The following is a 15,459-nucleotide window of genomic DNA, read 5'->3' as shown; positions in this document are numbered from 1 at the left end:
GGAAGTCTAGTGCGCGGCCCCGACCGGCCGGTCCGCGGCGCGGGCCACGCCGTCGAGGGTGTAGCGGCGTTGCAGCAGCACCGCGACCAGCATCGCGGCGGCGGGCAGCAACCCGAAGCCCCAGCGGATCGCGGCCAGCGCCGAGTCGGGCTGGACGACGCTCTCACCGGCGGCGGACGCGACGAACCCGCCGGCGGCCAGGCACAGCGCGTACGCCCACGGGCCCAGCGCCGCGCCGGTGGCCTCGGTGGCCGTCCACACCCCGGTGTAGGTGCCGGCGGCGCCGGTGCCGGCGCGGATCACGTCCGGGACCATCGCGAACGGCAGCAGTTGCATGCCGGCGAACGCGACGCCGAGCACCGCCACCGCGGCGATGAGCACCGCCAGCCCGGCCGGACGCCCCACCGCGAGGACCAGCGAACCGACGGCGAACGCGCCCTGCGCGGTGAGCAGGGCCCGCTGCTTGCCGACCCGGCGGGCCACGGCCAGCCAGCCGGGGGTGACCAGCAGGGCGGGGGCGACGAACGCGGCCACCAGCACGGTGGTCAGCCCGGGGCGGCCCAGCTCGTACTCGGCGTAGTAGGGCACTCCGGCCAGCACCAGGTGGGTGGTGGTCGACATCGCCAGGTAGGCGGCGACCAGCCAGCGGAACTGCCGGTCGCGCAGGGTCGCCGCCAGCGCCCGCCAGCCACCGGTGTGCCCGGCGGCCGGCGCGGCGGCGCTGCGCCGCAGCCGGGCGATGCCGGCGACGCCGACCAGCATGGCGGCGAGCATGCCGACGGCCAGCAGCATCCCCATCCGCTGGTAGCCGGCGCGGGTGGCGGTGTCACCGCCGGTCAGCAGCGGCGCCAGCAGCCCGGAGACGAGGATGCCGAGGGTCAGCACCACCATCCGGAAGGCCATCAGCCGGGTCCGCTCGTCGTAACCGATCCGCAGGTCGGCGGGGGTGGCGAGGTAGGGGACCTGGTAGGCGGCGAAGAGCAGGTTGCCGGCGACGAAGGCCACCGCCACCCAGGCCGCCGCCGGGGCGCCGGTCAGCCCGCCGGGTACGGCGAACAGCGCGGCGAAGGCGACCGGCAGCACGCAGCCGAGCAGCAGCAGCCGCCGCCGGTCGCCCCGGCGGGCCTGCTCGACGTCGCAGCGGTGCCCGATCCACGGGTGCAGCAGCACGTCGGCGACCTTGGGCAGCAGCAGCGCCAGGCCGGCCAGCCACGGGGTGACGGCCAGCACGTCGGTGAGGAAGTACAGCAGCAGCAGGCCGGGCACGGTGACCCAGACGCCCATGCCGAGCGAGCCGGTGGCGAACCCGAGCAACGGTCCACGGGGCAGGGCGGCCGCCTGCTGGTCGGGCCCGCTCATCGCCGCCTCCTGTCCCGGGCGCGTCGCCCGCCAATCCAACGGATGCTGGATTGTAGGGGCAGAATGGTCGCCATGACCATGCCCCGCCGCCGACCGGGCCGGCCCCGCCGCGACCAGAGCCGCGACACCCGCGAGGCGGTGCTCGCCGCCGCGACCTCTCTGTTCGCGCAGCGGGGCTTCGACGCGGTCGGGCTGCGGGAGGTCGCCGCCGCCGCCGGCGTCGACGTGGCCACCGTCTCGCACCACACCGGTACGAAGGCGCAGCTCTACGACGCCTGCTTCGCCCGGGTCTTCGCCGCCGAGCGGCAGGCCCTGGAGGCGGCGGCCGGCAACGCCCGGGCGGCACTGGACGCCGGGCCGGCCGAGGCGCTGCGGGCCCTGCACGATCTGGTGGACGTGTTCGTGGACTTCCTGGAGGACCGGCCGGAGACCACCGCGTTGTGGCTGCGGCGCTGGTTGGAGCCGCACCGGCACGCCGAGCTGGACCAGCGCTACGCCGCGCCGCTGTACCGTCTGGTCACCGAGCTGCTCACCGCGGCGGCGGCCGGCGGCGCGCTGGTCGAGCCGACCCCGCACGTGACGGTACGCAGCCTGGTGTGGGCGGTGCACGGGCATGTGGTGGCCCTGGCCGCCTCGGACGGTTCGCCGGCGCGGGAGCGGCGGGAGTTCCGCGCCTTCGTGCACCGCTTCCTCGACGGGCTGTACGCACCGGCGGGCTCTTGACGCGCCGCCGCACCCCGGCCATTATCCGACAGTCGTTGGATTACGGGGGAGGGGAGTGGCGATGAACGCACAGCCGGTCGTGGCGGTCATCGGGGCGGGCGCCGCCGGGCTGGCCACCCTCAAGGCGCTCGCCGACGCACGCGTGCCGGCGGTCTGCTTCGAGGCCGGCGACTCCGTCGGAGGGCTGTGGGTCTTCGGGGCGGCCGGCTCGCCGGCCTACCGCACGCTGCACCTGAACACCAGCAAGACCCGCACCCAGTTCGCCGACCACCCGATGCCGGCGCACTGGCCCGACTACCCCGACCACACCCGCGTCGCCGGCTGGCTCGGCGACTACGCCGACCGCTTCGGGCTGCGCGAGGCGATCCGGCTGCGTCACGTCGTCGACCGGGTGGTCCCCGAGGCCGGCGGCCGCTGGCACGTGCACGCCGACACCCCCGACGGCCCGGTACGCGTCACCGTCGACGCCGTCGTCGTCGCCAACGGGCACAACCGGGTCCCGAAGACACCCGGGGTGCCCACCGGCACGGTGCGGCAGATGCACAGCCACGCCTACCGGGGCCCGGAGCAGCTCGCCGGCCGGCGCGTGCTCGTCGTCGGCGGCGGCAACTCCGCCATGGACATCGCCGTGGACGCCTCGTACGCCGCCGCCCGCACCCTGCTGTCGCTGCGCCGGGGCGTCTGGGTGGTGCCGAAGTACCTGCTCGGACGCCCGTCGGACACCCTCAACGGGGCCCTGGCCCGCCGGCTGCCGTGGCGGCTGCGCCAGCGGATCAGCCAGCGGATGCTCGCCGCCACCGTCGGCCCACCGCAGCGCTACGGCCTGCCCGCCCCCACCCACGGGTTCCTGCAGGACCATCCCACCCTCTCCGACGCTCTGCTGTCCCGGCTCACCCACGGCGAGATCGAGGTCCGCCCCGGCGTCACCGGCTTCGACGGCGACACCGTCACCTTCACCGACGGACGCAGCGACGAGATCGACCTGGTGATCTGGTGCACCGGCTACCGGGTGGAGGTGCCGTTCCTCGACCCGGCGCTGCTCGGCGACGGCGCGGACACCCTGCCGCTGTACCGGCACGTCTTCCACCCCGACGTGCCCGGCCTGGCGTTCGTCGGGCTGATGCAGTCCACCGGCGCCGCATTCCCGCTGCTCGAGGCGCAGGCCCGGCTGGTCGCCGCGCACCTGGCCGGCACGTACGCGCTGCCCGACCCGGCTCGCCAGCACGCCGACATCCGCGCCGAACTGCGCGCCGCCGTCGACCGTTGGGGCGAGCGCCGGCCCGCCATGCGGGTCGACTTCGACGCGTACCTGGCGCTGCTGGGCCGGGAACTCACCGAAGGCGTCCGCCGCGCCACCCGGGGCGAGGGCGTGCGCTTCACCGGTGCGCAGGTGCGCCCGTGACCGGCCTGCGGGGCCGCCGGGTGCTCGTCACCGGCGCCCAGGGGACCTTCGGCCGGCACCTGTGCGCCGCGCTGCACACCGCCGGGGCCGAGGTCGTCGGCCTGGACAAGCACCCGGACCCCACCGCCCGGACGCCGGTACTCGGCTGCGACCTGACCGACCCGGCCGCCGTGCCGCCGGCGGTACGCGCCGCCGTCGAGCGCCTCGGCGGACTGGACCTGCTGGTCAACAACGCCGGGGTCGGCGGGCCCGCCCCGGCGGAGCTGCCTCCCGACGAGGCGGTGCGGACGCAACTGGAGGTGAACCTGCTCGCCGCCTGGCGGACCACCGCCGCCGCCCTGCCCGACCTCGTCGCCGGCCGAGGGCGGGTGATCTTCGTGGCCAGCCGGATGGCCGTGCTGCCGCTGCCGCTGGCCGCGGCGTACGGGGTGAGCAAGCGGGCCCTCGTCGCGTACGCCGACGCGCTGCGTCTGGAGGTCGGCACCCACGTCGGCGTCAGCGTGGTCTACCCCAGCATGGTCGCCTCGCCGATCCACGACAGCACCGCCCGGGCCGGACTGTCCCTGAGCGGGGTGTCCCGGCTGGAACCGGTGCAGGGGGTCGTCGCGGCGATCCTGCGGGCGGCCACCGCCCGGCGGGCGCCCCGCGACGTCGCCACCACCCGGCGGGGACGCCTGGAGATGGCCCTGGCCCGGCACGCCCCGGCGCTGGCCGACCGGCTCGTGCGGCGTACCGTCGCTGCCCGGATCGCCGCCGGTGACCTGGACGACGCGTCGCTGGCGGCCGGCATGGTGCGGCGGCACCGCGACCCGGACCGGTAGCCGGCGGCTCACGTGCCGTCCTGGTCGACCCGTACCGGCACACCGGCGGTCATCCGCACCGCCGCCGCGCCGTACGGCGTGTGCACCACGACACTCCGGGTGAGCGCCGACACCAGGTGCGCGGTGAGGCGGCCCGGCTGCCAGGACAGCTCCCGCACGGTGATCCGCCCGGGCAGCGTCACCCCGCGCAGCGTCCCGCGTTCCAGCCCCGGCGGCACCGCCGGCAGCAGCCGCACCACACCCGGCCGGGCGTGCGCCAGCGACTCGATCAGCACCGCCGGCAGGGTGTGCGCGGCGTCGGCGTTGTAGGTGACCAGCCGCGGGTTGTGGGAGCTCATCAACGACCGGAAGAACATGTCGTTGCCGAGGATCTTGCACAGGTTCGCGCCGACCAGGGCGCCGTCGCGCAGCCGGGCAGCGGCCAGGGCCCGGTGCAGGCTGCCGTGCGCGGACAGGTTCTCGTCGCCGCGCAGGGTGAGCGCCCGGTGCGCGGCGACGGCCAGGTCCGGGGTGTCGTCGGGGTCGATCTCGCCCAGCGGCCACACCGGGTAGAGGTGGCTGACGTGGCGGTGCTCCTCGTCGGCGGGCGGGCCCGGCCAGGCCCACTCCGCGAGGGCCCCCCGCTCGTCGATGCGGTACGCCGGCAGCCGGGCGCGCAGCTCGTCCCACCGGTGCGCACCGGTCACCTCGGCGGCGACCCGCAGCGCGTGCCGGGCGGCGGCGACGTCCATGGTGGCGTTGACGGACACCGGGGCGGGCCGCCCGTCGGCGTCCGGCGGCCCCGTCTCCGGCGAGTACGACGGCACGACGACGACCGTGTCGGTGTCGTCGGTGACGGTGAGGACGTCGGTGAAGAAGTCGGCCGCCTCGGCCAGCCAGCCGGCCACCTCGCCGAGCGGTTCCCCGGTCACCAGGTGGTGCTCGTAGAGCGGGAACAGCAGCCAGTCCGCGCCGGCCAGCCACGCCGTGAACGGCCAGTCGGGGTGCACGTGGAACAGGTGCCCGTGCTCACCGTCGGTGCGACTGGGCGCGAGCAGCCCCCGCGCCCCGTACACGGCGCGGGCGTTGCGCCGCCAGTCGTCGACCTGACCCGCCACCAACCGGGCGTGCGCGGCGGTGACCTCCGGCAGCGCGCCGACGTTCGCGCCGGCCAGTTGCAGGTTGACGTTGGCGTCGGTGGTGAAGTCACCCGCCCACGCGGCGTCCCACGAGCCGAGCCACAGCCCGGTCAGCCGGGGCGGCAGCTCCCCGCTGGCGCTGAGCAGCAGGTACCGCCCGGCGTGGAAGAGCCGCTCCACCAGCGCCGGCAGCGGCGTGTGCGGGGTGGCCCGCTGCCGGGCCAGCAGCTCACCGACCGGCAGCTCCCGCTGCGCCGCCGGCACCCCCAGGTCCAGGCTCACCCGCCGGTACGGCGCCGCGTGCCGCGGCAGGTGACGGGCCAGCAGGGTGTCGTAGTCGCCGTCGGCGGCGGCCAGCCGGTCCGCCAGCTCCCCGGTGCGCCAGCGCGGGTCGCCCACGCGGTCGAGCACCGTGGTCAGCAGCGCCGGTCCGCGTACCGCCACCCGGTCGCCGTCGAGGGTCACGTCGCCGCGCAGCAGGGTCACCCCCTCGAAGCCGTACGCGCCGCCGACGGGCGGGTAGTGCCCCCGCACCCGCAGCAGGACCAGATCCCCCCGGCGGTACGCGGCGTACGTGTAGCGCACGTCGGCGGGGCGGCCGGGCAGCTCACCGGTGACCCCGACGGTGCAGTCGCCCATGTCCAGCTCGGTGACGATCATCGCGTCGGCTCGGGAGACGAACGAGCGGCGTCGCCCGCCCGCCCACTCGACCACGACCTGCCCGGTGTCGAACTCGGTCCAGCGCCGGTAGTCGGCCACCGGGGCCGGACGCGCCGCGTCGACCGTCAACGCGAAGCCGGGGTGGTACGACTGCGTCCACTGCAGGTCCCGGCCGCCGGTGAGCAGGCGGGCCGCCTCCGTACGCCGGCCGGCGAGCACCAGCTCCCGGATGCGGGGCAGCTGCCCGGCCAGCTCCGGTGGGCGGGCGTCGTGGGTGCCGTTGGGCAGCACGAAGCGGTGGTGGTTGACGATGATGCGTTCCGCGTGCGGGTCACCGCACACCATGATCCCGTACTCGCCGTTGCCGGCGAGGAACGCGTCCTGCCAGCTCGCGGCGGGCACGGGATCCCAGATGCGGTGGGCCGACGCGGGCAGGCTGTCCGTCATCGACGGTCCTCCCCGAGGATCAGTGGCCGTCGACGGCGTGCGCCGCCGGGGCGGCGGCGGTGCTGTCGCGCACGGTCAGCCGCGGTTGCAGCAGCGTCGCCTCCGGCACCTGCTCGTCGCGCAGCTTGCTCATCAGCAGCGTCACCGCCTGCCGGCCGACCTCCTCGGCGGGCACCGGCACGCTGGTGAGCATCGGGCCGCTCTGCTCGGCGAACTGGTCCGGGCAGATGGCCACCACCGACACGTCGCGCGGCACCTGCCGGCCCAGCGTGGGCAGGGTGGCCAGCACCGGCCCGACCGCGGCCTCGTTCTGCACCACCAGCGCGGAGACGTCCGGGTGCTCGGCCAGCAACGCGGTCAGGGTCCGCCGCACGTCGGCGGCGCCCTCCTCGCAGGGCAGGGTCACCACCCGCACGCCGTGCCGCTCGGCGGCCTCCACCACCCCGGAGCGGGTGCGGTGGGCGAAGCCGGTGCCGCGCTCGTACACCGCCGCGGGCGCGCCCAGCAGGGCGACGCGGCGGTGGCCCAACCCGGCCAGGTGCGCCACGCACGCCGCCCCGGCGCGGTGGAAGTCCAGGTCCACACAGGTCAGCCCGGTGGCCTCGGCGGGGAAACCGATCAGCACGCTGGGCAGGGCCAGGTCCCGCAGCAGCGGCACCCGCGCGTCGTCGAGTTCCACGTCCATCAGCAGCACCCCGTCGACCAGGGCGCTGGCGGCGATGCGGCGCAGCCCGGCCGGGCCCTCGTCGGAGGTGACCAGCAGGACGTCGTGGTCGTAGCGGCGGGCGGTGGTGACCACCGCCGTGGCGAACTGCATCACCACCGGCACCTGCATGCCCGAGCGCAGCGGCAGCACCAGCGCGATCACGTTGGCCCGGCGGCTGGCCAGGGCACGCGCCCCGGCGTTCGGGTGGTAGCCGAGCAGCCGGATGCTGGCCAGCACCCGGGCCCGGGTCACCTCGCTGATGGCCCGTTTGCCGCTGAGCACGTACGACACGGTGCTCGCCGCCACCCCGGCGTGCCTGGCGACGTCGGCGATGGTGACCTGGCCGGGCGACGGACGCCCCGGTGACCCGGTCACGGCCGCCGTCCCGCGACCGCCGGGGCCCGGTGGCCGTCGGCGGGTTCCCCGCCGCGCACGGTCAGCGTGCCGAGCAGCCGCACGTCGCGGGCGGAGCGGCCGACCATCAGGGTGTGCGTGGCGTCCTCCACCACGTACCCGCCGCGGGTCTCGTCCCACCAGCGCAGCTCGTCGGTGCGCAGCCGCAGGGTGACCGTACGCCGCTCGCCGGGGGCGAGGCTGATCCGGGCGAAGTCGCGTAACTGCCGCAGGGGCTGCTTGACCCGGGAGCGGCGTTGCCGGGTGTAGAGCTGCACGACCTCCTCGCCGGCGCGCTCGCCGGCGTTGGTGACCTCGCAGCGCACCTCGACCTCCTCGCCGGCGGTCACCGCCGTCGCGCTCAACCGGAGCCCAGCGTAGTCGAAACGGGTGTAGCCGAGCCCGTGCCCGAACGGGTACAGCGGGTCGCCCCGGTGGTACAGGTAGGTGGCGTCGGCGCCGATGATGTCGTAGTCGAGCAGGTCGGGCAGTTCGGCCGCGTCGGCGTACCAGGTCTGGGTGAGCCGGCCGCCCGGCTCGGCCTCGCCGAGCAGGACCGCGCCGAGCGCCGCGCCGTGCTCCTGTCCGCCGTGCGCCGACCACAGCACCGCCGCCAAGCCCTCCTGCGCCGCGCCGATCGCGTACGGGTAGCTGCTGGTCACCACCAGCACGGTGCGGGGGTTCGCGGCGTGCACGGCGCGCAGCAGCGTCTCCTGGGCGGCCGGCAGGGCCAGGTCGAGGCGGTCCTCGGTCTCGCGTCCGTTGACCATCGGGTGGTTGCCCAGCGTCACCACCGCCACGTCCGCCGCGGCGGCCAGCGTGGCGGCCTCGGCGGCACCGTCGGCGAGCAGTTCGACGGTGAAGCCGGTGGCGGCCTGCGGGCCGGGCGCGTCGGCGCGCAGCCGGCCGTCGGCGTCGACGGTGACGTACCGGTCGGTGGCGAGGTGGTGCAGCAGGGTCGTGCCGTCGGGTCCGGGCCGGAAACGGAAGGTCTCCCGGACCACCCATCCGCCCGGGCCGGGACGGTCGTTGGCGAGCGCGCCGTCGTCGTCGGCGCCGACGTGCCGGCCGTTGCCGGCCGCCCGCAGGGCCAGGATGTCGCGGCCCCAGTCGAACACGTCGAAACCGGTGGCCTCGGCGTCGAGGGTGAGCGGGCCGCCCTCGGGCGTGTCCGGGCAGCGCACGTAGCGGTCCCCGACCCGCAGCGCGATCCGGTCGGCCCCGTCGTGGGTGGTGACCGTCGGCAGCCGCCCGGCCAGCCCCTGGTACGCGCTGACCGCGTACGGCAGGGTGCCGCTGTACCAGTCCTCGTACACGACGTCGGCCAGCGGCCCGAGCACCGCGACGCGCAGCTGCGGGGTGGGGGTCAGGGGCAACAGTCCGTCGTTGCGCAGCAGCACGATCGACTGACGGGCGGCCTCCCGGGCAAGTTCCCGGTGCGCCGGGCAGTCGAGCACGTCGGGGGAGACGCCGGCGAACGGGTCCTCGTGCGGCGGGTCGAGGTCGCCCAGGCGGATCCGGACGCTGAGGATCCGTCGTACCGCGCGGTCCACGTCGGACTCGGTGAGCAGGCCGCGGCGCAGCGCCTCGGTGAGCCGGTCGACGGTGGGCGCCGGGTCGGCGTCGTCCTCGGTGAAGTTGTCGACGCCGGCGCGCAGGGCGGCGGCGAAGCCCTCGACGTGGTCGGGCAGGTACGCCTGCACGCCGGCGATGTTGCCGACCGCCCCGGCGTCGCCGACCACCATCACCTCGTCGTCGGCCCATCCGCGCAGTTCCCCGCAGATCAGTGGGCTCAGGTGCGCCGGCACCCCGTCGACCAGGTTGTACGACGCCATCACGGCCACCGCCGCGCCGGCCTCCAGCGGGGCCCGGTACGCCGGCAGTTCGTACTCGCGCAGCACCCGCGGCGGCAGGTCGCTGGAGGTGGTGGCCCGGTCGGTCTCGTTGTTGTAGCCGAGGAAGTGCTTGACGGTGGGCGCGGTACGCAGCCGCTCGGGGTGCTCGCCGCGCAGCCCCCGGGCGTACGCGGTGGCGAGCCGGCCGGTCAGCCACGGGTCCTCCGACCAGCCCTCCTCGTTGCGTCCCCACCGGGGGTCGCGCAGCGGGTTCACCACCGGCGCCCACACGTTCAGGCCGACCCGCTGCGGGTCGGCCTGGTGCTTGACGCGCACCTCGTCGCCGACGGCCGCGCCGACCGCCCGGACCAGGTCCGGGTTCCAGCTGCTGGCCAGCCCCACCGCCTGGGGGAAGACGGTGGCCTCGCCGAGCCAGGCCACCCCGTGCAGCGCCTCGGTGCCGGTGCGGAACCCGGGCAGGCCGAGGCGGGGGACCGGGGCCTGCCACTGGTGCAGCAGGCCGATCTTCTCCGGCAGGGTCAGCCGGGCCAGCAGGTCGTCGATTCGGGGGGACGGGGCGGGGCTGTCGGTCATGGTGGTCGTACCTTCCGTGGGCTGGCCCCGCGTACGGCGCGACGGTCATCGGTCGAAGCGCTTCGACGAACGTCGTGGCAGCGTGCCGCATCGCGGTGGAGGGTGGTGGCGGTCGCCGGCCCGGAAGCGGCGAAGCGCTTCGACGACTGCGGGAGACATGCCGCCCCGGGGTGCCCGAACGACGAGGCGGCCGTTCGAGGTTGGCACCACGGGACCGGTCCGGTCAAGAGGCCGTCGCGCCTCCGCCCGGGCGATCCGGGGCGCGACGGCCGTTCCGAAGGGACACCCGGCGCGGGCTCAGGGCACGGGCAGGCGTCCCGCCTCGACGGAGGCGAGCGCGGCCGTGGCCCCGCCGAGCGCGGTGGCCGTCGGCCCGAGCGTGCTGGCGTCGAGGTGGCAGCCACCGGCCTCGGGGGCGAGCGTGCGGGCGGCCAGTTCGGCCCGGGCTGCCGGCAGCAGCCATGGCCCCAGGGTCGCGAAGTGCCCGCCCACCACCACCGCCTCGGGGTTGAGCAGGTTGGCCAGCACGGACACCCCGTGCCCGAGGTGTCGGCCGATCTCGGCGAGTCCGCCGAGGACGGCGGGATCGGACTGCCGGGCCAGGGTCAGCACGCGCTCCATCTCCGGCAGCCAGTCGAGCACCGGGCCGTCGTCCTCGGCGTCGGGCAGCAGGCGGCGGATCACCGCGGGCAGGCTGGTCAGCGCCGCCAGGCAGCCGCGTCGCCCGCAGCTGCACTCCGGGCCGGCGGGATCCAGCGGCACGTGCCCGATCTCGCCGGCGAAGCCCCGGCTGCCGCGCAGCAGCCGACCACCGGCGAGCACCCCGGCGCCGACCGCGACGCCGCCGGTGAGGTGGATCAGGTCGGCCGTGCCGGCGTACGCGCCGTGGCGCTGTTCGGCGAGGACGGCGAGGTTGGCGTCGGTGTCGACGGACACGGTGAAGTCGGGGTCGCGCAGCGCGGTGCGCAGCTCGCTGGTGATCGCGACGTCGTGCCAGCCCAGCGCGGCCGCCAGCGGCACCGCTCCGGCGGTGTCGACCAGGCCGGGCACGCCGACGGTGAGGCCGAGCACGGTGCGTCCCTGGCCGGTGATCCGACCGACCGCCCGGCGGGCCAGCCCGGCCAGCGCGCGGATCGTCTCGGTGGGGGAGGCCGACGGTGCGGCGAAGGCGCGCCGCCAGGTCAGCAGGCGGTTGCCGCCGAGGTCGACGGCGACCACCACCAGCTCGTCGGCGCCGATCTCCATGCCCAGCGCGGCGTACGGCTCGCCGTCGAGGACGAGCATGGTCGCCGGCCGGCCCACCCGGTTCTCGGTCAGCCCGGTCTCGCGCAGCAGCCGGCGGTCGATCAGCTCGGTCACCAGGCTGGAGACGGTGGCCTTGTTGAGGCCGGTGTGCGCGGCGATGTCGGCGCGCGAGCAGGGCGCGTGCCGGCGGACGTGCCGCAGGACCACCGCCCGGTTGGTGACCCGCACGTCGCCGAGGTCGCTCGGCTGCGGTTCGGTGTGGATGCTGATCACGATCTGCCCGCTTCCTGCGCCGCCGGTGCGCGGTCCCCGAGGTGCCGCGCGTCCATCATCGCGCATCGCCGCGTCCGGGCCTGTCCACCCGGTCGCGGCATGGTCACCGCTGTCTTGTGGGACGGATCACCGTCGATTAGTTTGTTCGGCTAGAACCCCAACTAACTCTAGCCGAGCCTCCGACGCTCGGAAACCCGACACACACGATGAAGGGAGTGCGCCGTGAAGCCGTCCCTGCCGGGCGCATCCACTGACCGCCGGACCCTGCTGCGGATGATCGGACTCGGCGCCGCCGTCACCGTGGGCGGTTCCACCCTCGCCGGTTGCAGCAAGGAGGCGGGCAGCAAGGGCACCGCCACCAAGGGCGACGCGATCCGTGAGGTCCTGCCGACGCACAAGCCCGCCGAGCTGCTCAAGGCCGACATCCCCGGCGAAGGGCCCATCCCCGAGGGCTACCTGAGCTACCCGCGGCAACTCATCGACGCGGTCACCGAGCAGCCCGGCAAGGGCGGCGGGCCGATCCGCACCATGAGCCCCTGGTGGGGCCCCACCCCGCCGACGCTGGGCAGCAACTCCTACCTCGCGGCGGTCAACACCAAGCTCGGCGTGGAGATCAACCCGAGCCTGCAGGACGGCAACACGTACGCCGACAAGCTCAACGCGATGCTCGGCGCCCGCGACGTGCCCGATCTGCTCATGGTGCCGAACTGGGAGATCGACAAGGTCGCCCGGTTCTCCGACGCGGTCAAGGCGCTCTTCGCCGACCTCACCGAGCACCTCAAGGGCGACGCCGCCGCGAAGTACCCCTACCTCGCCGCGCTGCCCACCGGCGCCTGGGAGTACTCGGTCTGGGGCGGCCGGCTCTACGCGGTGCCGTATCCGACCGACGGGCCGTTCGCCTGGGCCCTGTTCCACCGCAAGGACCTGCTCGACAAGGCCGGCCTGGCCGCCCCGACCTCGCCCGAGCAGCTCTACGAGCTGGGCAAGAAGGTCACCGACCCGGCCAAGGGGGTCTGGGCCTTCGGCAGCATCTTCGACATGGTCCAGCAGTTCTACGGTTGCCAGCAGACCTGGCGCAAGAAGCCCGACGGCGGCCTGGAGCACAAGTTCGAGAACCCGGCCTTCAAGGCCGCCCTGGAGTTCACCGCGAAGCTGTTCGCCGACGGGCTGGTCCACCCCGACACGGTGGCCAGCAAGGGCGCCGACGAGAAGCAGCTGTTCAAGGCCGGCAAGATCCTGATGTTCCAGGACGGGCTCGGCGCCTGGCAGGGCCTGCAGGGCGAGCAGTCCAAGGTGCTGCCCAGCTTCGACATGCAGCCGCTGCCGGTGTTCGGGGTGAACGGCGGCCAGCCGGTCATCTGGGGCAGCGAGAAGCCGGTCTTCTTCACCTTCCTCAAGAAGGGAGCCGACGCGAACCGGGTCGACGAGCTGCTGCGGGTGCTCAACTGGTGCGCCGCCCCGTTCGGCAGCCGCGAGTTCGAGCTGCGCGAGTACGGCGCGGAGGGCAGGCACTTCACCCGCGGCGGCGACGGCAGTCCGGTCCCCAGCGACCTGGGCCGCAAGGAGCTGGGCGGGCAGTACAACTTCTGCCGCCCCGCGGTGAAGGTCGCCAGCGCCGACACCCCGAACTACGTCCAGGACTACCTGGGCTACTACCAGAAGAACATCGCCCTGATGGAGAAGGACCTCTTCGCCGGGATCAAGCTGGAGCTGCCGGCCAACTGGTCGAAGGTGCTGCAGCCGACCGACGACAAGATCCGCGACATCCTGCGGGGCCGCCGCCCGATCAGCGACCTCGACCAGGTGACGAAGGAGTTCCTCGCCACCGGCGGCGAGGAAGGGCGCGCGTTCTTCGCGAAGGCGCTCGCCGACAACGGCCGATGAGCGCCCCGGGCGCCCCCGGCGCGCTCGACGCGCCGGAGGCGGCCGGCCAGGCGTCCCCGGCCGGGCGGGACCCCCGCCCGGCCGGGCGCCGCCGGCCCAGGAGGCAGAGCCTGCGCTCGCGGCTGCGCCGGGACTGGCCGCTGCTGGTGATGACCGCGCCGGCCGCCGCGCTGCTGCTGGTCTTCCACTACCTGCCGACCCTCGGCAACGTCATCGCCTTCCAGGACTACAACCCGTTCGTCGGCGACGATCCGCTCGAGGCGTTCCTCTACAGCGAGTGGATCGGCTTCGGCAACTTCGAGGCACTCTTCTCCGACCCGCTGTTCTGGGACGCGGTCCGCAACACCCTCACCATCACCGCGTTCCAGCTGGTGTTCTTCTTCCCGCTACCGATCATGCTGGCGATCCTGCTCAACAGCCTGGTCTCCGGGCGGGTGCGCGGCTTCGTGCAGAGCGTCGTCTACCTGCCGCACTTCTTCAGCTGGGTGCTGGTGGTCACCTTCTTCGTGCAGATGCTCGGCGGCGCGGGCCTGCTGGCCCAGGAGATGCGCGAGGCCGGCCTGCAACCGTGGAACGTGATGACCAACCCGGACACCTTCATCGTGCTGGTCACGGCCGAGGCGGTGTGGAAGGACCTCGGCTGGGGCGCGATCGTCTTCCTCGCCGCGCTGGCAGCCATCGATCAGAACCTGTACGAGGCGGCGGCTGCCGACGGCGCCGGGCGGTGGCGGCGACTGTGGCACATCACGCTGCCCGGGCTGCGGCCGGTGATCGTCCTGCTGTTGATCATGCGGCTGGGCGACGCGCTGTCGGTCGGCTTCGAGCAGTTCATCCTCCAGCGGGAGGCGGTCGGCCGGGACGCGGCCGAGGTGCTCGACACCTTCGTCTACTACCAGGCCATCGCCACCCAGCAGTGGGGCCTGGGCGCGGCGGCCGGCCTGTTCAAGGCCGTGGTGGGCCTGATCCTCATCGTCGTCGCCAACAGGGTGGCACACCGACTCGGCGAGCAGGGGGTGTACTCCCGGTCATGACCGTGAACCTCAAGGACGCCGCCGTGGCGTCGGCGACGGGCGGCCCGCAGCCGCGAGGGCGGCGCAGCCGGCGGCCACCGTGGGAGGAACCGCCCACGCCGCTCGGGCTGTTCGGCAAGGGCGTCGTGCTCGTCCTGCTGGTGGCAGCGGTGCTCGTACCCCTGTGGGCGGTGCTGGTGACCAGTCTCGCCTCGCGGGAGACCATCGACGCGGCCGGCGGGATGGTGATGGTGCCCCGCGAGGTCGACCCGTCGGCGTACGTCACCATCTTCAACGGCGGGCAGATCACCCGGGCGGTCGGGATCAGCACCCTGGTCACGGTGCTCGGCACCACGCTCAGCCTGACGCTCACGGTGCTGGCCGCGTACGGGCTGACCCGGCCGGGGTCGGTGGCCCACCGCGGCCTGCTCTTCTTCTTCCTGCTGACCTTCCTGATCTTCCCCGGCCTGGTGCCCAGCTACCTGGTGGTGACCGGCCTGGGACTCAAGGACAGCATCTGGTCGCTGATCCTGCCCAGCGCGATCAGCGTGTTCAACCTCGTGGTCATCCGGGCGTTCTTCATGGGCGTCCCCGGTGAGCTGCTCGACAGCGCCCGCATCGACGGCGCCGGCGAGTTCCGCATCCTGACCCGGATCATGCTGCCGCTGTCGAAGGCGGTGATCGCGGTGGTCGGCCTGTTCTACGCCGTCGGCTACTGGAACGCCTACTTCAACTCGGTGCTCTACATCGACGACAACGACAAGTTCCCGATCCAGCGGGTGTTGCAGAGCTACATCCTGGCCGGGCAGTCGCCGAACGTCTCGGGGGCCTCGGTCAGCCTGCCCGGGGTCACCGCGTACCCGCCGACGCTGGCCGTGAAGATGGCCGTGGTGGTGGTGACCGTCGTTCCGGCGGTGATCGTGTACCCGTTCGTGCAGCGGCACTTCACCAAGGGTGTGATCACCGGAGCGGTGAAGGGCTGAGCGACG

The 15,459-nt window shown here is 74.4% G+C and carries 11 protein-coding genes; 6 read left to right on the top strand and 5 right to left on the bottom strand.

Features of this window, described 5'->3' with window-relative positions; all coding sequences use genetic code 11:
- Positions 1-6 precede the first annotated feature (6 nt).
- Positions 7-1,359, bottom strand: a complete 1,353-nt coding sequence (locus ACPFP2_RS16970) for an MFS transporter (protein ID WP_424090140.1) — start codon at positions 1,357-1,359, stop codon at positions 7-9.
- Between the two features lie 78 nt (positions 1,360-1,437).
- Here ACPFP2_RS16970 and ACPFP2_RS16965 point away from each other — a divergent pair, with 78 nt between their 5' ends.
- The 3 genes from ACPFP2_RS16965 (at position 1,438) to ACPFP2_RS16955 (ending at position 4,305) form a co-directional block, all read left to right on the top strand.
- Positions 1,438-2,082: a TetR/AcrR family transcriptional regulator gene (locus ACPFP2_RS16965; protein WP_424090183.1), complete on the top strand. Its 645-nt coding sequence runs from the start codon at positions 1,438-1,440 to the stop codon at positions 2,080-2,082.
- A gap of 61 nt (positions 2,083-2,143) precedes the next feature.
- Positions 2,144-3,484, top strand: a complete 1,341-nt coding sequence (locus ACPFP2_RS16960; protein ID WP_424090139.1) for a flavin-containing monooxygenase — start codon at positions 2,144-2,146, stop codon at positions 3,482-3,484.
- Positions 3,481-4,305 (top strand): SDR family NAD(P)-dependent oxidoreductase, encoded by an 825-nt coding sequence (locus tag ACPFP2_RS16955; protein WP_424090138.1) that lies wholly within the window; start codon positions 3,481-3,483, stop codon positions 4,303-4,305. Before ACPFP2_RS16960 ends, ACPFP2_RS16955 begins: the two co-directional genes overlap by 4 nt.
- A gap of 8 nt (positions 4,306-4,313) precedes the next feature.
- On the opposite strand, the gene ACPFP2_RS16950 is transcribed toward ACPFP2_RS16955, so the two are convergent.
- From ACPFP2_RS16950 to ACPFP2_RS16935, 4 genes are all read right to left on the bottom strand, one after another.
- The gene (locus ACPFP2_RS16950; RefSeq protein WP_424090137.1) at positions 4,314-6,530 is read right to left on the bottom strand and encodes a glycosyl hydrolase family 95 catalytic domain-containing protein; all 2,217 of its coding nucleotides are present in this window, start codon (positions 6,528-6,530) and stop codon (positions 4,314-4,316) included.
- Positions 6,531-6,549: 19 nt separating this feature from the next.
- A complete protein-coding gene (locus tag ACPFP2_RS16945; RefSeq protein WP_424090136.1) occupies positions 6,550-7,611 on the bottom strand; it encodes a LacI family DNA-binding transcriptional regulator in 1,062 nt (353 codons plus the stop codon).
- Positions 7,608-10,058, bottom strand: coding sequence for a glycoside hydrolase family 3 C-terminal domain-containing protein (locus ACPFP2_RS16940; RefSeq protein WP_424090135.1), 2,451 nt, complete (start codon positions 10,056-10,058; stop codon positions 7,608-7,610). Before ACPFP2_RS16940 ends, ACPFP2_RS16945 begins: the two co-directional genes overlap by 4 nt.
- A gap of 297 nt (positions 10,059-10,355) precedes the next feature.
- Positions 10,356-11,576, bottom strand: a complete 1,221-nt coding sequence (locus tag ACPFP2_RS16935; protein WP_424090134.1) for an ROK family protein — start codon at positions 11,574-11,576, stop codon at positions 10,356-10,358.
- 273 nt (positions 11,577-11,849) lie between these two features.
- Between ACPFP2_RS16935 and ACPFP2_RS16930 the strand changes: the two genes are divergently transcribed.
- Genes ACPFP2_RS16930 through ACPFP2_RS16920 form a run of 3 tightly spaced genes read left to right on the top strand, consistent with a single transcriptional unit; the run spans position 11,850 to position 15,453 of the window.
- Positions 11,850-13,460, top strand: a complete 1,611-nt coding sequence (locus tag ACPFP2_RS16930; RefSeq protein WP_424090133.1) for an extracellular solute-binding protein — start codon at positions 11,850-11,852, stop codon at positions 13,458-13,460.
- Positions 13,457-14,491 (top strand): ABC transporter permease, encoded by a 1,035-nt coding sequence (locus tag ACPFP2_RS16925; protein ID WP_424090132.1) that lies wholly within the window; start codon positions 13,457-13,459, stop codon positions 14,489-14,491. The genes ACPFP2_RS16930 and ACPFP2_RS16925 overlap by 4 nt, the downstream gene beginning before the upstream one ends.
- Positions 14,488-15,453 carry a carbohydrate ABC transporter permease gene (locus ACPFP2_RS16920; RefSeq protein ID WP_424090131.1) on the top strand — a complete coding sequence of 322 codons (966 nt, stop codon included), beginning with the start codon at positions 14,488-14,490 and terminating at the stop codon, positions 15,451-15,453. The genes ACPFP2_RS16925 and ACPFP2_RS16920 overlap by 4 nt, the downstream gene beginning before the upstream one ends.
- Positions 15,454-15,459: the final 6 nt, after the last annotated feature.

The organism is Micromonospora citrea (genome assembly GCF_049629545.1).
Classification (GTDB): Bacteria; Actinomycetota; Actinomycetes; order Mycobacteriales; family Micromonosporaceae; genus Micromonospora; species Micromonospora citrea_A.
The sequence above is the reverse complement of the archived record's forward strand: the minus strand, read 5'-3'. Positions and strand labels throughout refer to the sequence as shown.